The organism is Saccharibacillus sp. JS10, assembly GCF_024436065.1.
In the GTDB taxonomy this organism is placed as follows: Bacteria; Bacillota; Bacilli; order Paenibacillales; family Paenibacillaceae; genus Saccharibacillus.
The window spans coordinates 152,977-173,371 of record NZ_JANFNS010000001.1 but is presented as its reverse complement, the minus strand read 5'-3'; the positions used below and the strand labels follow the sequence as shown (position 1 = coordinate 173,371).

Below are 20,395 nucleotides of genomic sequence, written 5' to 3'. Positions count from 1 at the left end.
TATTTTGAAAATTATCGACGCTCATATCCACTACTCCGAAATTGAGGCTTTTCATCAGACCGCTAACGAAGTAGCTCTACTCAGCTATACCCCGGAAGGGCTCGCCGATGAATTCCGCCGCGCAGGCGTTGTTGCCGCTGTGGGTATGGGCGTGACGGAGACGGTAGCCGGCGGATTTCCAGATCATGCCGCTGCTAACCCAATGGGTCTGGATCTTGGCGACGGCACGCTGGATACGTTACCGAAAAATGTATTCGAGTGCGCGGGCATCAATCCGCATACTCTACATGAACCGGGACAATTGGAAGCTTTGGAAAAGTCGCTTCAACATCCCAAAACAGTGGGAATCAAGCTATATGCAGGATATTACCATTTTGCAGTCAACGATCCGATTTATGATCCGGTCTACGCTTTGGCGTCTAAATACAAATTGCCGATCGTGATTCATGGCGGTCTGACTTACTCGGATCGGGGGCTGTTGAAATATTCGCATCCTCTATCGATGGAAGAAGCGCTACTGGAGCACCGCGACCTTACCTTTATGATCTGTCATTTGGGCGATCCGTGGGTCATGGATACGGCTGCCATGCTGGAAAAAAACCCGAATTTATATGCGGATTTGTCAGGATGGATCGTCGGAGACGACAACAAGATCACGCGGCTGCTGACCGAACAGACGTATGTCGATCATTTCAAACGCGCGATTGTATTCGCTGAACGGTATGATCGCCTCGTATTCGGCACCGACTGGCCTTTGATTCCGATCGATTCATATATCCGCTTCGTTAAACATTTGATTCCTGAAAAATACTGGCATCATGTGTTTTATCAGAATGCGCTTGACGTTTTCCCGAAATTGAAAGATATGATTGGGCAACTTGAGCAGGAATAGTTAAATTTAAAATTCCAATGTGCTAAATAATAAAAAGCCTTCGACATCATGTCGAAGGCTTTTTTCTAAAAATTCTATTCTTCCGAAACCACACGCCTTGCAAAATCAACAAATTGAAATTTGTCCAGCCGATGTCGAGATTCCGTATACTCGAACATCGTCGTGTCTTCCAGATGGACATAGTTTCGCACGACCACAACATGCGTATCTTTCCCTAAATCCAGCAACCGTCGATCTTCCGCCGAGACTTGTTCGACCGAAATTTCTTTTTTGGCATAAGCGATCTTCAATGAACATTCGCCTTCCAAATACGCATAGATCGAATCGGCAGCAATCTCCGGCGTTAGCGAAGGTACAATCGAAGCAAGAAAATAATCTTTATCCAAAATCACTTTCTCGCCTTCGATCTCCCTTGCCCGAACGACTTTCCATACTTCTTCTTGTTCGGTCACTTGAAGTTGACGTGCGACATTTTGTGGGCAACGCATTTTGACCGTCTCATGCACAATGGTTCGCGCAGAGCGATGGAGCCGCTTGGATAATTCTTTGAAACTCACTAATCCGGAGATCGGAAATTCCATCCGGTTCATATCCAATACATACGAACCTTTTCCGCGAATTTTGTGAATGTACCCGTTTTGCGACAGCAGATGGAGTGCTTTGCGCACCGTTTCTCTTGATGTCTCATGCGCTTCAGCAATTTCATTTTCCGAAGGCAATTTGGTTCCCGGCTTAAGTGCACCGCTTTCGATTTGCTGCGTGTAATCACTGTAGATTTGCGAGAAAATATTTTTGTTCATCGTTCATCACCGTGACCCATTTTACGGGGGATTTTGTAAAAAAGCAAAGCCACTACGTTAAAAGCTTATTTCATACTAATTAGTCTTCGTCACCTGTCAGATGAATACGGATCACCGGTGTTTTGCCGGCTTGTGTATCTCCGGTCAACTCTTCAATATGATCAACGATATCTTGACCGGCTGGAATAATAATAGGCGAAATCGTTGCATAACCGCCGGATGTAATTACATCGCGGTCAAATTCAAGCAACAATTGTCCGGCTTTCACGACATCGCCTGTCGCGACATGCGCCGTAAATCCGTTACCTTTCAGACCTACGGTATCGATCCCGATATGGATCAATACTTGAACGCCTGTGGCATGTTCCAAAATCACGGCGTGTTTGCTCTTATCAATCACGTGAGCCACCGTTGCGTCGAACGGAGCAACGACTCTGCCTTCAGACGGTTCGATCGCGACCCCTTCACCCATTTGCTTTTCGGCAAACGCAGGATCGGGAACTTGTGCCAAATCAACCGCTTTACCTTGAATCGGAGCAAGAAGCTCCAATACGTTTACAGCGTCTGGACTTCCTACTGAAGCGCCAGTGTTTGCAGAATTCGAGGTCGAAGCATGAGAAACGACTTCGTTTCCGCTATTTGGAATCGGGCTAGTCGAATTTTCTACTTTTTTCACATCGCGTTCTGCCAAATCTTCTTCAACCACTTCACCCGAAGCCGCTTGTTTGCGAGTTACGATCTTACCATAAATGATCGTGCCGACGAACGGAAGCACCAGACAGATTGCCATACCGATAAAGAAGATGCCCCAGTCGCCTACGTTGATCGCCAAGAAACCTGGCAGACCGCCGACGCCAACCGCGAATGCACGAACATCGTTCATCGTCAGCAATACGCCGCCAATCGCCGAACCGATCATACCCATGAACAGCGGATATTTAAAACGTACGTTAACACCAAATACGGCAGGTTCAGTTACTCCCAAGAACGCTGTGACCGAAGTTGTTGCCGACAAACTTTTCATTTTCTGTGAACGAATCACGAACATCATTGCAAGTGCGGCTGCACCTTGTGCGATATTGGACAATGCCAGCATCGGCCACAAGAATGTACCGCCTGTCGAGTTAATGAGTTGCAGATCGACCGCAAGGAAAGTATGGTGCATCCCTGTAATAACAAGAGGTGCATACAGACCGCCATACAGCAGACCACCCAACCACGGAACGGTATCAAACAACCAAACAACGCCGGATGTTAACCAGTTACCGAGTGTAAATGTAACAGGACCAATAACAACGAATGCCAAGAATCCGGTTACAAGCAGCGCTACAGGCGCTACGACAAGAAGCTTAAATGAATCCGGTACTTTTTTATTCAGCCACTTCTCGATGACAACCAAGACATAAGCGGCAACCAACATCGGAAGCACTTGTCCTTGATAACCTACCTCATTGATTTGAAGTCCGAATAGATTCCACGTTGGAACCGTACCTTCATTTAGGGCTGCGGCATAATCGTAAGCACTGAGTAGACCCGGGTTAACGAGAATCAAACCGAGTACGACACCAAGTAGCGGGCTACCGCCAAACCTTGTCGCTGCTGACCAACCTACGAGTGCTGGCAAGAATGTAAACGCGGTGCTTGCAATCGTATTCACGATTGCGGCGAAGTCTGCCCATTGCGGATATACTTCAACCAAGGATTGCCCTGCAAAGAAGATGTCGCTACCTGTCAGCAGGTTGTTGATACCAAGCAATAGACCTGCCGTAACCAGTGCCGGTAGCAAAGGAATAAAGATGTCCGACAACGTTTTGATAAACTGCTGTACTGGACTTTTATGCTTGATCGCAGCCGATTTCACATCGTCTTTGGAAGCGCGTTGACCTCCGGTAATCGAAATCAATTCATCATAGGCTTTGTCTACGATTCCCGGGCCGATAATGACTTGGAACTGACCTTGCGTCGAAAAATAGCCTTTTGCCAACTCATTATCGTCCAATGCTTGCTTATCGACTTTACTTTCATCTACGAGCGAGAAACGAAGCCGTGTTACGCAATGTGTAGCGACTTCGATATTGTCTTTGCCGCCGATCGCTTGGACAATTTTCTCAACATCTTCTCTTTTTACCGACAATAGTTTCAACCCCATTCTTCAAAGATGAAATGCCGGGGGATTTACCCCCGGATAATCCACATAAACGAGCCATACGCATCCAGCGTAATCTGCTTGCCCCATACTGGCGGCTGATCCGAATTACCGGATACTAATTCCAGCTTACCCTGATCCACGGACTGATAATCTTCTGGAAGCGTAAATACGGCTTTTTCCGAACTGAAATTCGATAAGACGAGCAACGTATCGGTATCGTTGATTCGTGCATAAGCAAACACTTGTGGATGAGCTTCGTCCAGTCGCACGTAACGTCCATCGATCAGTACAGGTTCTGTTTTGCGTAGCGCAATCAGATTCCGGTAATGATGAAAAACAGAAGATGGATCTTCACGCTGCATTTTTACATTGATCTCCGGATACCGTTCGTCGACTTTGATCCACGGCGTTCCGTCCGTGAATCCTGCCTGCCCGCCATAATTCCATTGCATCGGTGTACGCGCATTGTCTCGGGAACGCTTGGAGATAATATCGAAAGCTTCGGATTCTGTTTTGCCCATCTCCATCATGATCCGGTACATATTGGTGGATTCAATATCGCGGAATTCGGAGATGTCGTTCCAATTCGGGTTCGGCATGCCGATCTCTTCTCCCTGAAAAACATACGGCGTTCCTTGAAGGCCATGTAACGTAGTTGCGAGCATTTTGGCGCTCGCGACTCGGCACTGCCCGTCGTCGGCGAAGCGGGAAAGCGCGCGCGGTTGGTCGTGGTTGTTCCAAAATAGCGCGTTCCAACCTCCGCCTTCGTTCATCCCGACTTGCCAAGAAGACAGTAGACCTTTTAACGCTTCAAAATCGTACGGCATCAGTTCCCACTTTTTCCCTTGCGGATAATCGACTTTGAGATGGTGGAAGTTGAATGTCATCGAAAATTCGCGTTCTTCAGGATTCGAGTATCGAATACAATGTTGCATCGTAGTCGAGGACATTTCTCCGACCGTTACCAGATCGTATGGACCGTATACTTGCTCATATAACTCTTTGATGTATTCGTGTACCTTCGGTCCATCCGTATAGTAACGCCGTCCGTCTCCCGTCATGATCGAACCGTCATCGTCTGGGAAGTTTTGATCTTTGGAAATCAAATTAATAACATCCATCCGAAAACCATCTACACCTTTGTCTGCCCAAAACCGCATTAAATCCGCAGCTTCTTTGCGCACCTGCTTGTTTTCCCAATTCAGATCGGCTTGCGTTTTGTCGAATAGCGCCAAAAAGTATTGCCCTGTCGCTTCGTCATATTGCCAAGCCGAACCGCCGAATTTGGATTGCCAATTGTTTGGAACGCCTCCGCCCGGTGCCGGGTCACGCCAGATGTAATAATCGCGGTACGGATTATCTTTGGATAACCGTGATTGCTGGAACCATTCATGTTCGGTTGACGAATGATTCACCACGATATCCAACATCAGGTGCATATCCCGCTTGCGCAACTCGTCCATCAATTCATCGAAATCGTCCATCGTTCCATACATCGGATCAATGGAGCGATAATCCGATACGTCGTATCCGTTATCGTTTTGCGGTGAATTATAGACAGGTTGGAGCCATACAATATCAATCCCGAGATCTTGCAGGTAATCGAGTTTTTCAGTCAATCCGCGAATATCGCCGATTCCGCTTCCCGTCGTATCGTTGAAGCTTCGTGGATAGACCTGATAAACGGTCGATTTGCGCCACCATTGTGCTTGGTTTTCTAAACTTTTGGTTGTCATTACTTCGTACCTCCTTCGGGCATATCCACAGACCATAGACTTCTCGGACGTCCGATTACCGATCGCGAAGTACCATAGCCTTATACCCTTCATGTATATACAAGTTACTCTCGAAAGAAATTTTACGCTTGTATATACAGGAAGTCAACCTCACTATTATTTAACCATGTCAAAAAGCAAGCAAACATTTTTTACTATATTTCTTGCCTGATCTCTTTTCCGCTTTTACTTTTAATCTTTTCCCCATTTCAACAAGCGACCGCAATCAATATTCCCGAAGCCCCGTGCACAAATAAAAAAGACGAAAAGCTTCAACCTCTCGGTCTGGCTTTCCGTCTTTCCTATTTCACTATTTAAAATCAAGCATGGAACTGTCGTCCGTCATGCACGGCTTCCACATATCCCGAACGCACTGTAAAGTCGCCAAAATGCTCGCCTTCCAAACGTTCTTTCGCATAACGCCCGATCATCGGCTTAAGCGAAGACAAAATCTCTTCTTCTCCGATATTTTCTTTGTAGAGCTTATTCAAGCGCGCTCCGTCGTGAGCGCCGCCCAAGTACATATTGTATTTACCAGGCCCTTTGCCGATAAACGCAAGTTCGGCGAGCATCGGACGCGCGCAGCCGTTCGGGCAACCGGTCATGCGAATGACGATTTCTTTTTCGCGCAGACCGGCTTCTTCCAGCATCGGTTCGATTTTGTCGATCAGGCCCGGCAGATAGCGTTCGGATTCTGCCATCGCAAGCCCGCAAGTCGGCAGCGATACGCAAGCCATCGAGCTACGGCGAAGCGCAGAATTTTGTGCGCCGTCTGTCAACTGATATTGCTTCATCAGATTGTCGATCCGGCGCTTTTTCTGACTGCTTACATTGCCGATAATCAAGTTTTGATTTGCGGTCAGGCGGAAATCGCCATCATGGATTTTGGCAATTTCACGCAGTCCCGTCATCAGCGGATAACCATCGAAATCTGCGATCCGTCCGTTTTGAATAAACAATGTCTGATGCCATTTGCCGTTGCTGCCTTTGATCCAGCCGTAACGATCGCCGTTATGATCGAAGCTGAAATCATGTGCCTCTTGCAATTCCCATCCCAGACGAGTATGCAGTTCATTCACGAACCAATCCAGCCCGCGATCATCGATCGTATATTTGAAGCGTGCGTGCTTACGCACCGCCCGGTCGCCGTAATCACGTTGAATCGTCACGACTTTTTCTGCGAGATCAATCGATTGCTCTGGCGTAATAAATCCAATGAGCTTACCCAATTGCGGATACGTTTTGTTGTCGCCATGCGACATTCCCATCCCGCCGCCAACGGTAACGTTGAACCCAAGCAGTTTGTTATTTTCCACGATCGCGATAAATCCAAGGTCTTGCGAGTATACGTCTACATCGTTAGAAGGAGGAACCGCGATTCCGATCTTGAATTTACGCGGCAAGTAGACAGGGCCGTAGATCGGTTCCGGGTCTTGCTCACGGCTATCGACAACCTTTTCTTCATCCAACCAAATTTCGTGATAAGCACGCGTATGCGGATCAAGGTGACGACTGATTTTATCTGCCCACTCATAGACTTCGGTATGCACTTCCGACTGATACGGATTCGGATTGCACATTACGTTCCGGTTTACGTCACCGCAAGCAGCGAGCGTGCTGAGCAACGCATCGTTAACTTCGCGAATCGTATTTTTCAAATTCCATTTGAGTACGCCGTGAAGCTGGAACGATTGACGGGTGGTCAAACGAATCGTCTCGTTGCCGTATTTATGTGAAATGCGATCCATCATCAGCCATTGCTCCGGCGTTACGACACCGCCAGCGGCGCGCACACGAAGCATAAATTGATAAGCAGGCTCAAGCTTCGACTTGCTGCGCTCATTGCGCAAATCGCGGTCGTCTTGCATATAACTGCCGTGATGCTTCATTAAGCGATTGTCGTCTTCCGGAATCGAGCCCGTTAGCGGATCTTTAAGCGTCTCGACCAGACTTCCACGTAAATAATCGCTGTTCCGTTTAATATCTTCAACGTCACTATGCGGACGATCATGCGGCGGATACTTTTTCCATTCGGTTTCTTGCGTCATCTCAAGCTTCCCCTTTCGCTTTCCCAGCGTTTTGACCACGACCACTATGACCGTTGCTGATCATCCGTCATTTCATTTTTAATATACGTCACGTTGATAACGTTTTTCTTGCTGCAATTGAAGTAGATACTCCGAAGCTTGCTCCGGGCTTAAGCCGCCGCCTTGCGCGATGATCGTCTCAAGCGTGGTATGAACGTCATGCGCCATATGTTTTTCGTCTCCGCAAACATAGATCGCTGCCCCATTGTTGATCCATTCGTACAACTCTTGGCTTTTTTCTAACATCCGGTGCTGGACATATACTTTTTCTTCCGTATCACGGGAGAACGCCACATCCATCTTCGTTAATACACCGTCTTTAATCCAACGCTGCCACTCTGTTTGGTACAAGAAATCGGTCGCAAAATGTTGATCGCCGTAGAACATCCATGTTTTGCCCTCAGCTCCGCTTTCTTCGCGTTCTGCCAAGAACGAACGGAAAGGAGCAACGCCTGTACCCGGTCCAATCATAATGATTGGCGTATCTGGATTTTCGGGCAATTTGAAATTCGGATTGTGCTGGATAAATACCGGTAGCGTATCGCCCGGCTCTAATCGTTCTGCCATTTGCACCGAGCATACGCCGTAACGGTCGCGACCGCCACAAGCGTAACGCACGGTACGTACAGTCAAATGCACTTCGTCCGGAGTTGCTTTGGAACTGCTTGCAATTGAGTATAAGCGAGCAGGAATTTTACGAAGTACACTTGTAAATTCAGCCGCCGAGACTCCTTTTAATTGATAATCAACAATAAGATCCAATAGATCGTGTTCATGGATATAAGCTCTTAGCGCATCTGCCGATTCTGGTGCGGTCAATGTCGCCAAAGCTTCGTTCCCCGTAAGCTTCGCGATTTGTTCGACAAGAGGCTTCGTCAAGATCGTAATTTCATAATATCGATGCAGTGCTTCGCGCAAAGAAGCTGTACCGTTTTTGCCGGTATTCACGACTTCTTCGGCATTCCATTCCATCGCTTCGATGATTTCGTCGACGAGGCGCGGATGATTTTCTGGATAGACGCCCAAGCTGTCGCCCGGTTCATACGTCAAACCTGAACCTTCGAGCGATAACTCCAAATGACGCGTCTCGCGTACAGAACCTCGACCATTCAGATTCAAGTTCTCTAACACTTCTGCTGCAAAAGGATTACTGCGCGAGTATTCCGATTCGCTATCTGTACTTACCGGAGACGCTGCATTCGTAGTCGCGCTATCAGCCGCCGGAGCTGCGCTTAGTGCTTGCGTGACCGATTGCATCCATTCCCCTGCCGATTCGTCGAAATCCACATCGCAATCGACTCGCTCGGCAAGACGTGAAGCTCCTAATTCAGCAAGGCGGGTATCGAAGTCTTTGCCGGTCTGGCAAAAGAACTCGTAAGAGGTATCGCCCAACGCCAACACCGAAAAACTTAGGTTTTCGAGCTTCGGCGCACGTTTGCTATACAAAAATTCATGGAAAGCCAGCGCGTTATCCGGCGGATCGCCTTCGCCATGCGTACTGACGATAATAAGCAGATGGCTCAATTTTTTCAAATTAGCGGGTTTAAAATCCGCCATCGACAACATTTCTGTTTTAACCTGCTGTTCTTCAAGACGTTTCGACAGCTTTTTAGCCAAATGAGTGCCGTTACCTGTCTGCGAACCGAACAAGATCGTCACTTCTTTCGGAGCGGCAGGCGTGCTTGGAACCGTTCCGGCTTGCACATTAACTGCTTGTGGAGAAGCTGGCGCTGCGCCTTCCGCTACGACACTTCCTTGCGCGGATAAGTAGCCGGTTAACCAAATACGTTGGTGGCTGTTTAAGGTTGGAAGAAGTTGATTGAGTTGTTGACTTTGCTCTTCATTAAAAGGGCTGTTGGTTACATTCAATTGCATGATTAGGTCCACCTCACGCGGCTTTCTTCATATCGACAAAAGTTCTCGATGGATTGCCGTTCATTTGAATTCCTAGTATTTTCATCAGAATTTCTTTTACTACCTTGACGGTACCATACAGGTAAAAAGGGGTCAATTCGTTTCCTGTTATACCATCTATCAGTTTTTCTGATAATTGGTTAACAAAATAAATCTGGTCACTGACTTGTGCGATTTGTATGATGTCAATGTTGCACCTGATCAAGCTTGATCGTAGATGACTCATTTATTCAAGACTTACTCAATAATCATTAGCGCCTTCTACGGAAGAGCGCTTTTTTTGTCGAATTTTAGCATAAAAAGTCAAAATATATTCATTTTCGGCTTACTCCACACGATATATAAGTAAGAGACTTGGCATATTCGTGGTGGAGGGTACTTTTTATGATCAAAATACGGACTTTTCTGGCTCTTATCTTCGTTGCATTCGTTATCCTGCTTAGCACCACGCTCAGCTACATTACCAATCAACGCGCAACGAAAGCGATCGAACAAGAAATTGGAGTTTCTTTAGCCGGAACCGCTTATCAAATGTCGGACAAACTAGACAACTTTATGTGGTCGCGTGCCAGCGAAGTAAAATTGTTAACCGAGCTTGATTTGCTGAAACAAGCTTCCGATCCTAAAGCTATTCAGACATTGCTTGATCAGCTTCAATCCAGCTTTCCTTCATTCTCATGGATCGGATTTATGGATACCAAAGGGGATGTATTAGCAGGAACAGACGGTATTCTAGTTGGGAAAAATATCGCAGAACGCCCTGTGTTTCAAGAAGGGATTAAAGGCTTTTTCACCGGGGATGTACATGAAGCCGTACTCCTTGCCAAACTACTACCCAATCCGAACAAAGAACCGTTACAATTTGTCGATGTAAGTTACGCCGTCAAAAACGATAAAGGTGTCACGGTCGGCGTATTAGCCGCGCATCTGAGTTGGGAATGGGCAAAAGAAGTCGAACGCACACTGCTTACTCCCGAAATCGAACATAATAAGAATTTCGAACTTTTTATCGTGAGTAAAAAAGATAATACGGTACTACTCGGTCCTGACGGCTGGGTAGGGCAACCTCTGGATCTGGATAGCGTCAAAAACGCTCAAAACGGATCAAACTCATGGAGACTCGAACAATGGGACGATGGCAAAAAGTATTTGACCGGATACGCTTATGGCGATGGTTATTTGGATTATCCGGGGTTACAATGGACCGTACTTGTTCGTCAACCTGAATCGGTCGCTTTCGCACCCGTAAATCAGATCCGCCTTGATGTCGCGATAGCGGCAGCCTTAGCTTCGATCTTATTTATTGGAATGGGTCTGGTGACAGCCGAATTTATTTCTCGTCCGATTCGAGCACTGACTACCGCGGCAGACCGTATCCGTAAAGGCGATGATACCGAAATCCCGGAAACCAAAGGCTTCAAAGATATTCGCAGTCTATCGCGCGCTTTACGCAGTCTGCTGGATTCGCTCCTGCGTACCGAACATGCACTAGGTCATATGGAAAACGCAGCGTTACGCGATCAGTTGACGGAATTGCCGAATCGATTGGCGTTAGAGCGTTATTTGGAAAAAACGATCGAAAGCTTTGACCCTACTCACGAGACGTTGTCTTTTATGTATTTGGACTTGGATGGATTCAAAAAGGTTAACGATACATTAGGGCATCAAGTCGGCGATATGTTGCTCAAAAAAGTCGCTCAACGTCTGCAAAAGGTTACTTCCAAAGGCGGCATCACGGTACGTTTGGGCGGCGATGAATTTTTGCTAATCACGCGCAGCCCAATCGAGAACGCTTATACCGAAGCCGAACAGATTGCCACCGAAACGCTGAAGCTTATCAACAATCCTTTTATCGTCGAAATGAATCAATTATCGATTGGATGCAGTATCGGCGTTGCTTTCTATACTCGTCTTAATCAAAATGTGATGGACGTGATCCATACTGCGGATGAGTGTTTGTATCTATCGAAAAAAGACGGGAAAAATCGAGTGACGTTTCAAGGATAGCCCCTTTTAGATCGTAAAAAAGCCTACTTTAGGATAATCCCTAAGGTAGGCTTTTCTTATTTGCAAATTCTATTTTATCTGAAAAACTTCCCGGCTTTGCGGTATAAAATCTCTTGCCACCGACTGCTGGACTGGATCATTTCGTGCATGGTCTCGGTATCCACCGGATGCCCTGCCGCATTTCGCACCGACAACGTCCGACCTTGATATTCAACGCTATATCCGAACCAAGCTCCAATTAACGGAACGATCTCGTCGCGATAAGGGCGCATGGTGATAAGCTGAAGAAAAGTATGATAGCTCAGCGAATAGCCGCAATCGAGTGCTCGCCGGACATATTTGGGCTTGATCGCCGCTTCGCATTCCGGGCATCGATGACGCATACCCAATCTGTAGTTCGGGATTTCAAATCGAAACATACATTGCGGACAGCCTACTAACGCGAGGTCGCGCCGGGCATTATCGGGAATATGAACATTCATAAATTTTTCTTCGCTCCTTCTCCTTGCAGCCAGATCGACTTAAACCCAACGCTTACGTTGAAGCAAAATCCGTGCCGCCTGTGTATTTGGTTCCCTATTGTACTCCTATTTACCGCATAAAAAAAGTCCCGGTTCTCAGAACCGGGACTTGGCTATATATTCAAGCTTAAAAAGACTGTATTTATTGACTCCAAACCTCTGCCGCTGTCTCTACAACCAAGCGAATTTTTTCCCATTGTTCGTCTTCGGTCAGCAGATTTCCTTCTTCTGTCGAAGCGAATCCGCACTGTGTACTGAGACAAAGCTGATCCAGCGGAACGAAAGCCGAAGCTTCGGCGATCCGAGCTTTTAACGCTTCTTTGCTTTCAAGACCGCCGTGCTTGGTTGTCACAAGCCCCAATACGACGAACTGATCTTGGATAAAACGCAGCGGCTCGAATCCACCTGCCCGTTCATTGTCGTATTCGAGGAAGAAGACATCGACTTTGCAGCCGCCGAATAAAGCTTCAGCTACCGGTTCATATCCGCCCGAAGCGAACCACGTCGAGTGAAAGTTCCCCCGGCATACATGCAGCGCAATCGTCATATCGCTGGGACGCAAAGCGATCGACTCATTGATCAAACGGACATAATCTGCCGCGAGTTGATCCGGGTCGGTGCCTTGACTCCGTAGCTGTGTACGATGCAGCAAGCTGCACAAAGTTCCCCAAGACGTATCATCCATCTGTAAATACCGACAACCGGCATCATAAAAAGCTTGGATCGTATCTCGGTAGACTTGAACAATATCTGCAAACAACTCTTCGTCATTGGAATACGCTTCGCCACCATTATAACGCTGGACAAAATGGAACAGCGACGGCGAAGGAATCGTCATTTTGGGCATCATGCCGCTTCCGGCTGCCAACTCGCGCAAGGACTCGAAATGCCGAAGCATCGGATGGTCGCCAAAAGAAATTTTATTCGAAACACGGAATGTTTCTGCACGTTGCTTGGCTTCGGCTCGCCCTGCTGCAACGTTCAAATCAATCTTCTCCGTACCTTCTACTCCAAAAAAGAAATCAAGATGCCACCACGAACGCCGATATTCTCCGTCGGTGACTACAGAAAGCCCAACCTCTTTTTGCCGATCGATCAGCTTAATGATCTCTGCTGTCTCAAGTTCGGTTAATCCTTCATCCGAAAGCAATCCTTCCCGATGTAGCTTCCGAGCTTCAATCAGCTCTGGCGGTCGCAAAAAGCTACCCACTAGATCACAGCGGAAAGGCGGTTTTGTTCGGGTTGTGCCGATCACTGGACTTTGCATACGCGCCTCCTGAATGTGTTAAAATAAAAATTGATTGGCTGCAAAATAACGGCGTGCGACCAGATCATTAAGCAGATCGACATAAGATGCCGCAACCCGGCTTGGACGACGATCTTTGTGAGCAATCCAACCAATCGTAAATAGCTCGCCTGTATCGACCGGAAGTGATTTCAGCACCGTTCCGTCCAATTCTGCGGGTAAAATCCCACTGCCTACGGTGTAACTATGTGTACTTGCAAGCAAGCTCGACAATGTCGCTCGGTCATTTACTTTGATACTACGCGCCGATTCCGGCATATTCAACATCTCTTCTGCAAAATGAAGCGAGTTATTTTCTCCTTGATCAAAAGTCACATACGGATACGCATGAAGATCATCTAAGGTCACAATCCCTCGCCGAACAAGCGGATGCGATGCACCGACAAAAATAGACGGTTGTGTATTGAATAGCGGCGTAAATTTGAGACTGCCATCGCTGAATAATTTGTTCATGACCCGAGCGTTCCGATCGCACAAATACAATATACCGAGATCACTACGAAGCGTTCGTACGTCTTCGATAATGTCGTGTGTCTGTGTTTCGCGTAAAGAGAACGCATACTCGTTTTCGTCAACGCCTTCCATCAAAGCAGCAAAAGCTTCGGAAGCAAACGCATAATGTTGAGTCGATACCGAAAAATGTACGGATGTACGGCGTTTGTTTTTGTAACGACCTTCAAGCAGTTCCGCTTGTTCGACGATCTGACGAGCATGTGCCATAAATTCGATGCCGTCTGCCGATAACGTAATTCCCCGATTGGTTCGATCAAAAATCGTGATGCCGAGTTCTTGCTCCAAATCTTTTATCGCGTTAGACAGACTGGGCTGCGAGATAAAAAGACGTTTTGCCGCTTCGTTAATCGAACCGCAGCCTGCTACCTCGATTGCATACCTGAGCTGCTGTAAAGTCAATTCCGTTCCCCCGCTTTCCGAGATTCCTTTTCTCGGTTATTCGTGGCGTTGATTCGCCTCAACTTACGCCTTTAGTCGCATCCCAAGAACCTTGTTGCTTGCGTATCGTAACAATCTGTCCGATATGATACGCATTGTGAATCGTCAGATGCGTCAGGTCTTGTAGCCAGCGGTTCAGGTTTTCGTCTTCGCTTTTGTTCACGGCTTGGATCCACCGATCCATAATGTTGTTATAGTTCTGGATCGTGTCTGACCAAGACTGCGACTCTGACTCTGCTTTCGTGAATGTATCGTCGTTATCTCCTTCAAAAGAAGAAACAGACTCGCCGAGAAAGCGATGTAGATATCGTTCATTATAAAAGTTCAAATGACTCACGATCTCATGAATACTATTGGTTTCATCGTTGCTTTTCCAGCTTGCTTGGTCTTCAGTCAGTTCATTCACCGATGCTGCCATCGAGGTAAACCATCCATTTTGATTCCAGCATGTTTGAAGTTGAGTTTCGATAATTTCGCGTGGCGTCATACTTGACCTCCTTGAAGAAATTAAATTTTCTTTGCTAATTCCAGATGATAGTCGCCAATGGCTCCTTTTTCATACAAATTATCGAGTGAAGTCGAATAATTGTAGATATCCGCTTCGCAATCCACATGAAGTTGCGGAATTTGCAGACGGAAAGAACCTTTATACAGCAGCGTTGCGACATCATGGTACTCTTCATGCGTCACTTTAAAATCAAACGAAAAGATTTGCTGCTCTTGCCCGTCCGAACGTTCCACCGTAAATTGGCGCAAATCGGTAACGGCAAATATGCGTTCGTCGATCTGAACTTCCGTGTTCAATCTTATCGCCTCTTTTCTAAAGCAGTTAAAATCCATTCTACTCGAACTATATTTACTGTAAAGGATTTGCGACCATGATGCTATAGCTTTACACTGGAATCAACCACTTGCTGATCAAAAAGGAGTCTGGATATGTCGCTAACGACTGAAGATATCACCAAACAATCGTCGATTCTTCCATGGATCAATCAATTATACGAAGAAGCTTTTCCGGCAAACGAAAGAGCCCCGCTCTCAATCCTTCTCAGGAAAGCGCGGAAGCCCTTTGTCGAATTTATCGCTTATTTCAAAAATGGGTCACCAATTGGCTTCGTTTATTTGGCACGCGATCAAGAACTCGTATACCTGATGTATCTAGCCATAGATTCGACTCAGCGTTCACAAGGATACGGTAGCGAGATTTTGGAGCAACTTCGCAACCAATATCCGAATGATCGTATTGTGCTGAATATCGAATTTGCAGATCCCAACTCGCCGAATCTTGACGAACGGCTGCGCCGAAGAAACTTTTATGTGCGAAATGGATACACGGGTTCAGGTTTTTTGGTCAAAGAATTCGGCGTCTGGTATGAAGCTTTGGTATGCGGCGGAACGATTGACCGTGAACACTACCTGAAACTCTATTTGCGATTTATGGGCTTTCCGTTGTCGCTGCTTGCGCGTCCGAAGATCGTTCCAACGCCGGACGTGCCGCACTTGACTGACGAATCAAAAACAGGGACATCCCCACCAGCACCATAACGCCGCCAATGAGTTGAATAATGCTCATATGCTCGCCGAGCAGCCATACCGCAAGCAGCGAAGCACCGACCGGTTCGCCTAAGATACTCATTGAAATGGTCGTTGCATTCACATAGTTAAGCAGCCAGTTGTTAATGATATGCGATAACGTAGGCACGACAGCGAGCAGTGCGAACACCCCCCATTCTTTCGGCGGATAGTCGAAGAAAGGCTGCGTCGTCGCCAGATTGAAGATCGTCAAAAAGACTGCCGCTGATAAAAACACGCAAAAACTATAGATCCAATGCGAGACTTTTCTCACAGCATTTTGCCCGATAAACAAATATCCGACAACTGCAATCACACATAGGAACGATAAAATATCGCCGCGAATCGCTTGAGCGCTCAGTCCAATATCGCCCCATCCGATCAAACCAACACCGATGGTCGCTACAGCAAGGGTCGCAATCGAAGCTCTTGTCGTGCGTTCTTTAAATAAAAAGAATCCGACAATAAGCGAAACAAGCGGTTGCAGCGCCAAAATAATCGTCGAACTCGCAACGGTCGTTAATTTTAGCGATTCAAACCAGAGTGCAAAGTGCATCGCCAAAAACAGACCGGAAAAGATCAGTAATCTTGTTTCTTTTGACGTGATCTTTTTGAATTCTTCGCGCTTGATCCAGACAATAGGAAGCATCAAGATACAAGCGAACCACATGCGGTACATGCTGATGACCGTTGCCGGCGCATCCGACCATTTGACGAATATCGCAGAAAATGAGATCGCGATAATTGAGATGGTCAACGGAAAGATGATTGACTTTTTCATGTTGTGTTGTTCTCCACCCTAACTTCTTTCTTTTTCTGAGGCTTACGCCTATTCGTTCTCATCATATCAGCGTTTGTCGGAAAAATGTATCGATATATCGGTCATCCAGCAAAAATATCGATTTTACGGTTTACGAGAAAAAGATTTACGCTCAAAAAAAGCGGCTTTAGCGTCGATAGACGTTAAAGCCGCTTGGATTATTTATTGAGATACGTTCCGCTTTTCTTGCTCACGCAACTCAATCCGGCGAATTTTGCCAGAAGCGGTTTTCGGAAGCTCGGTTACAAATTCGATTTTACGTGGATATTTGTAAGGCGCTGTCCATTCTTTGACACGATTTTGCAGTTCTTTGACCAGCTCCGGCGTACCTTCGACTTCGTCGCGAAGTACGATAAAAGCTTTGACAATATTGCCGCGAATTTCGTCAGGGCTTGCCACTGCTGCGCACTCTTTGACTGCCGGATGCTTCATTAATGCTTCTTCGACTTCGAAAGGCCCGATCGTATAACCCGAGCTGATGATGATATCATCGCCGCGTCCTTCAAACCAGAAGTAACCTTCTTCGTCCAGACTTGCGCGGTCACCCGTAATAAAGTATTCGCCGCGCATCGATTGCCCTTTGCGATCGGAGTCTTTGAAATATTCGCGGAACAATGCAGGAAGTTCGCTATGCACCGCGATATTGCCGACTTCTCCCGCTGCTACCGGAACCCCTTCGTCATCTACGACAAGTGCCAGACCGTCCGCCATCGATTTACCCATCGCTCCCAGACGGATCTCGGAATCGATCAGATTACCAATCAGAAGCGTACTTTCCGTCTGCCCGTAGCCGTCTCGAATCGTTAGATTGTGATGTTTGCGGAACTCGTTAATGACTTCTTGGTTAAGCGGCTCGCCAGCCGATACGGCGCTGCGCAATTGACTCAAATCGAATTCGGTCAATGCGTGCGATTTTGCCATTAAGCGATATTCTGTTGGCGTACAGCATAATACGCCTACGCCGTAATCTTGGAGCAAATGCAGATAACGTTTCGGCTCGAAAGCTCCGCTATATACAAGCCCTGTCGCGCCATTGCCGAGAACGGATAAGAATGGACTCCAGATCCATTTTTGCCAACCCGGAGCGGCTGTCGCCCATACCGTGTCGCTTTCGCGAATATCGAGCCACGAAGAAGTGATCCGCAAATGCGCAAAGCCCCATCCGTGCGTATGCACGACGCCTTTTGGGTTGCCGGTTGTTCCCGATGTATAAGCCAAGATCGCCATGTCGTCGCGCGATGTATCGACCGCCTCGAACGTATCGGATTGACCTTCCATCAACGCATTGAGATTGATCCAATCTCGTGTCGTCGAAAGGTCTCCGGCTTCTGTCGCCAAGATGCGGTATTTCAGCTCAGGCAGTTCTTCTTCGATCTTATCCACTTCAGCCGTCACCGAAGGCCAAGAAATCACCGCGCGCGCTTCCGAATGACGCAACCGGTAAGAAAGGTCTTTGGCTCTCAGCATTTCCGAAGACGGAATAATGACCAAGCCGAGTTTCAGACAAGCCAAATAAACGACGTATGCAAGGATACGGCGCGGCACGGTCACGAGTACTTTGTCGCCTTTTTCAAGACCTTGCTTGGCAAGACCGTTTGCCAGTTGATTCGCTTGTTTCAGCAGATCGCCGTAGGTGATCTCTGCTTTCTCGTCGGCTTCTCCCAGCCATTTGAGTGCGATTTTGTCAGGAGCGTGATGCTCCATTTCTGAGGTAAGGTTATAGCGCTCGGGCGCTAACCATTGGTTGTATTTCATCCGATCGTGCTCCTTTTGAAAAAACATAGTCGTGAAACTAACACTGATAAGCGAGTTGTCGCTCTTAGGAGTGAATGACATTTAGTATAACATGTATTAAGACCAGGTGTTAAGTGACAGGTGTCATTTATGACATAAGATGATGAAAAATAGCTGGGGTGCTTGGAAGCCAAAAGACTGCGAGAGAAATTCGTTTCGGTCGCTTGTTGAAATTGAGAAAATGGATTGGACTCTTGATAGGAGTTTTCTCAATTTCAAAGGCGAACGCTTACGCTCCTGCACTGAATTCTCTCTACGTCTTTTGGCTTCCAGTTACTTTTGGTTTTAATACAAGGAAGGAAGGGAGAAAAGATAAAAGCCTTCATTCTTGGTTTAGAATGAAGGCTTTTAAAAGATAAGATTCATTTAAATTCAGGATTACAACAAGAGATAAGATTACATCTCCAGCAGATACTGAATATCGCTGCCATCGCTAGGATACGCGAATAGGGTGTCGCCGAGTTGACTTGCGGTTAAGCCGTGGCGGATGGCGATGGTGAAGTAATTGATTAGATGTTCGGCTTGGCTGTTAAGGATATGGGCGCCGAGGATGGAGCCGTCGGATTTGTCGAGAATGACTTTTGCCATGCTTGGCTTTTCGCCCATCCGTTTATACGTGTACCAGTCGGACATATCCAGCAGATTGACTTTGATGTCTTTGCCGCTTTCTTGCGCTTCTTCTTCGGTCATGCCGACGGAAGCTAGCATTGGATAGGTGAAAACGACTGAAGGCGTAGCGGTGTAGTTCGGCGTTTTGTTGCCTTCGTCCAGTAGATTCGCTACTACCGCGCTTGCTTCCAAGCCTGCGATTGGTGTCAAAGGAAGACCTGGTGAACCGGATACGTCGCCTGCTGCATACACATCCGCATTGCTTACGCTGCGCATATTTTCATTTACCGTGATTCCTTTTTTATCGGCGTCGACTTTGCCTTGGTCTAGTTGCAGTTCATCGATATTCGGTACACGACCTGCTCCGTGAATGACGGCGCCGGCTTCTATGCGGAAAGGTTGCCCGTCTTCTGTTCCTTCTAAAATATAAGTTTCGCCTTGCTGCGTAATCTTTTCGGTTTTCGTATTCAGATGGAAGATCACGCCGATTTTTTTCAAACTTTCAACCAAAGCATCGACGAGGTCGGGATCGAAGTTTTTGAGCGGTCGGTCGTTGTTATGGATTAAATGGACTTTAGCGCCCGCTTCTGCTGCAATATGTGCGAATTCGAATGAGATATAGCCGCCTCCTACGAAAGCAATTTCTTCCGGTAAAGACTCCAAATCCAAAAAGCCTTCGCTATTCATCAGTAACTCTTCGCCTTCAATCGAAAGCGGCGCAGGTTTGGCTCCAGTCGCAATCACGATTTTATTTCCGGTTAGCTTTTGTTCGCCAACTTGAATCTGATGAGGATCGACAAAAAAGGCGGTTCCGTGGAAATAGTGAATTCCCGCTTTTTTGAATTTCTCTTCTGTCGATTCCGGGATTCCTTCAACAAAAGTCTGTTTGAATGCCATGAGGTCAGACCACTTAATGTTATTTTCGCTAGCGATCCCTTTACCTGTAAAATTACGGCTCCGTCCGATCAGTTCGGCTGCACCGGCTAATACGCGTTTTGGATCACAGCCGCGTTGCGAGCAGGTTCCGCCGAATGGACGAGGATCGATAATCGCCACATTCCATCCTTTTTCGCGGCAAGAAGTCGCTACATTTTGTCCGGCACTACCTGTGCCAAGTACGATCAGATCGAAATGGGTTTCGGATGATTGCGTCATAATAAATTCCCCGCTCTCTGTATACGATAGTGATCTTTACTCT

Annotated in this window: 16 protein-coding genes; 3 read left to right on the top strand and 13 right to left on the bottom strand. The window is 47.0% G+C overall.

From position 1 onward, the window contains the following. The first annotated feature begins 4 nt into the window (after positions 1-4). Entirely contained in the window at positions 5-892 is an 888-nt protein-coding gene (locus NOM90_RS00770) for an amidohydrolase family protein (protein ID WP_255939268.1), read from the top strand. Between the two features lie 74 nt (positions 893-966). Here NOM90_RS00770 and treR read toward each other — a convergent pair whose 3' ends face one another. From treR to NOM90_RS00745, 5 genes are all read right to left on the bottom strand, one after another. Next, on the bottom strand, positions 967-1,692 hold the full coding sequence (treR, locus tag NOM90_RS00765; protein ID WP_255939267.1) for a trehalose operon repressor: 726 nt from the start codon (positions 1,690-1,692) through the stop codon (positions 967-969). Between the two features lie 79 nt (positions 1,693-1,771). Next, positions 1,772-3,826, bottom strand: coding sequence for a PTS system trehalose-specific EIIBC component (gene treP, locus NOM90_RS00760; RefSeq protein WP_255939266.1), 2,055 nt, complete (start codon positions 3,824-3,826; stop codon positions 1,772-1,774). A gap of 41 nt (positions 3,827-3,867) precedes the next feature. Continuing rightward, on the bottom strand, positions 3,868-5,577 hold the full coding sequence (gene treC, locus NOM90_RS00755; RefSeq protein WP_255939265.1) for an alpha,alpha-phosphotrehalase: 1,710 nt from the start codon (positions 5,575-5,577) through the stop codon (positions 3,868-3,870). 359 nt (positions 5,578-5,936) lie between these two features. Then, entirely contained in the window at positions 5,937-7,664 is a 1,728-nt protein-coding gene (gene cysI / locus NOM90_RS00750) for an assimilatory sulfite reductase (NADPH) hemoprotein subunit (protein ID WP_255939263.1), read from the bottom strand. 78 nt (positions 7,665-7,742) lie between these two features. Then, positions 7,743-9,578, bottom strand: a complete 1,836-nt coding sequence (locus NOM90_RS00745) for an assimilatory sulfite reductase (NADPH) flavoprotein subunit (RefSeq protein ID WP_255939261.1) — start codon at positions 9,576-9,578, stop codon at positions 7,743-7,745. A gap of 423 nt (positions 9,579-10,001) precedes the next feature. Between NOM90_RS00745 and NOM90_RS00740 the strand changes: the two genes are divergently transcribed. Beyond that, positions 10,002-11,624 (top strand): diguanylate cyclase domain-containing protein, encoded by a 1,623-nt coding sequence (locus tag NOM90_RS00740; RefSeq protein ID WP_255939260.1) that lies wholly within the window; start codon positions 10,002-10,004, stop codon positions 11,622-11,624. Positions 11,625-11,698: 74 nt separating this feature from the next. On the opposite strand, the gene NOM90_RS00735 is transcribed toward NOM90_RS00740, so the two are convergent. The 5 genes from NOM90_RS00735 to NOM90_RS00715 all read right to left on the bottom strand — a co-directional run bounded on the left by NOM90_RS00735 (position 11,699) and on the right by NOM90_RS00715 (position 15,206). Beyond that, positions 11,699-12,106, bottom strand: a complete 408-nt coding sequence (locus tag NOM90_RS00735) for a hypothetical protein (RefSeq protein ID WP_255939259.1) — start codon at positions 12,104-12,106, stop codon at positions 11,699-11,701. A gap of 181 nt (positions 12,107-12,287) precedes the next feature. Then, on the bottom strand, positions 12,288-13,412 hold the full coding sequence (locus tag NOM90_RS00730) for a 5-methyltetrahydropteroyltriglutamate--homocysteine S-methyltransferase (RefSeq protein WP_255939258.1): 1,125 nt from the start codon (positions 13,410-13,412) through the stop codon (positions 12,288-12,290). Positions 13,413-13,430: 18 nt separating this feature from the next. Beyond that, the gene (locus NOM90_RS00725) at positions 13,431-14,363 is read right to left on the bottom strand and encodes a LysR family transcriptional regulator (protein WP_255939257.1); all 933 of its coding nucleotides are present in this window, start codon (positions 14,361-14,363) and stop codon (positions 13,431-13,433) included. A gap of 58 nt (positions 14,364-14,421) precedes the next feature. Next, complete coding sequence (locus NOM90_RS00720) at positions 14,422-14,889, bottom strand: DinB family protein (RefSeq protein ID WP_255939256.1); 468 nt, start codon at positions 14,887-14,889, stop codon at positions 14,422-14,424. Positions 14,890-14,909: 20 nt separating this feature from the next. Beyond that, complete coding sequence (locus tag NOM90_RS00715; protein WP_255939255.1) at positions 14,910-15,206, bottom strand: DUF3219 family protein; 297 nt, start codon at positions 15,204-15,206, stop codon at positions 14,910-14,912. A gap of 132 nt (positions 15,207-15,338) precedes the next feature. On the opposite strand from NOM90_RS00715, the gene NOM90_RS00710 reads away from it, so the two are divergent. Next, positions 15,339-15,947, top strand: coding sequence for a GNAT family N-acetyltransferase (locus NOM90_RS00710; RefSeq protein WP_255939254.1), 609 nt, complete (start codon positions 15,339-15,341; stop codon positions 15,945-15,947). Here NOM90_RS00710 and NOM90_RS00705 read toward each other — a convergent pair. The 3 genes from NOM90_RS00705 to NOM90_RS00695 all read right to left on the bottom strand — a co-directional run bounded on the left by NOM90_RS00705 (position 15,838) and on the right by NOM90_RS00695 (position 20,352). Beyond that, a complete protein-coding gene (locus tag NOM90_RS00705; RefSeq protein WP_255939253.1) occupies positions 15,838-16,755 on the bottom strand; it encodes a DMT family transporter in 918 nt (305 codons plus the stop codon). The two genes, NOM90_RS00710 and NOM90_RS00705, sit on opposite strands and share 110 nt — an antisense overlap. A gap of 201 nt (positions 16,756-16,956) precedes the next feature. Beyond that, a complete protein-coding gene (locus tag NOM90_RS00700) occupies positions 16,957-18,549 on the bottom strand; it encodes an acetate--CoA ligase (RefSeq protein WP_255939252.1) in 1,593 nt (530 codons plus the stop codon). A gap of 435 nt (positions 18,550-18,984) precedes the next feature. Beyond that, a complete protein-coding gene (locus NOM90_RS00695; protein WP_255939251.1) occupies positions 18,985-20,352 on the bottom strand; it encodes a dihydrolipoyl dehydrogenase family protein in 1,368 nt (455 codons plus the stop codon). Between the last annotated feature and the right edge of the window lie 43 nt (positions 20,353-20,395).

Excerpts from the sequence above, each read along its gene's own strand:
- NOM90_RS00705 (WP_255939253.1), bottom strand. The coding sequence starts at position 16,755 with ATGAAAAAGTCAATCATCTTTCCGTTGACCATCTCAATTATCGCGATC.
- cysI (WP_255939263.1), bottom strand. The coding sequence starts at position 7,664 with ATGACGCAAGAAACCGAATGGAAAAAGTATCCGCCGCATGATCGTCCG.
- NOM90_RS00720 (WP_255939256.1), bottom strand. The coding sequence starts at position 14,889 with ATGACGCCACGCGAAATTATCGAAACTCAACTTCAAACATGCTGGAAT.
- NOM90_RS00710 (WP_255939254.1), top strand. The coding sequence starts at position 15,339 with ATGTCGCTAACGACTGAAGATATCACCAAACAATCGTCGATTCTTCCA.
- treC (WP_255939265.1), bottom strand. The coding sequence starts at position 5,577 with ATGACAACCAAAAGTTTAGAAAACCAAGCACAATGGTGGCGCAAATCG.
- NOM90_RS00730 (WP_255939258.1), bottom strand. The coding sequence starts at position 13,412 with ATGCAAAGTCCAGTGATCGGCACAACCCGAACAAAACCGCCTTTCCGC.
- NOM90_RS00745 (WP_255939261.1), bottom strand. The coding sequence starts at position 9,578 with ATGCAATTGAATGTAACCAACAGCCCTTTTAATGAAGAGCAAAGTCAA.
- NOM90_RS00740 (WP_255939260.1), top strand. The coding sequence starts at position 10,002 with ATGATCAAAATACGGACTTTTCTGGCTCTTATCTTCGTTGCATTCGTT.
- NOM90_RS00695 (WP_255939251.1), bottom strand. The coding sequence starts at position 20,352 with ATGACGCAATCATCCGAAACCCATTTCGATCTGATCGTACTTGGCACA.
- NOM90_RS00735 (WP_255939259.1), bottom strand. The coding sequence starts at position 12,106 with ATGAATGTTCATATTCCCGATAATGCCCGGCGCGACCTCGCGTTAGTA.
- treR (WP_255939267.1), bottom strand. The coding sequence starts at position 1,692 with ATGAACAAAAATATTTTCTCGCAAATCTACAGTGATTACACGCAGCAA.
- NOM90_RS00700 (WP_255939252.1), bottom strand. The coding sequence starts at position 18,549 with ATGAAATACAACCAATGGTTAGCGCCCGAGCGCTATAACCTTACCTCA.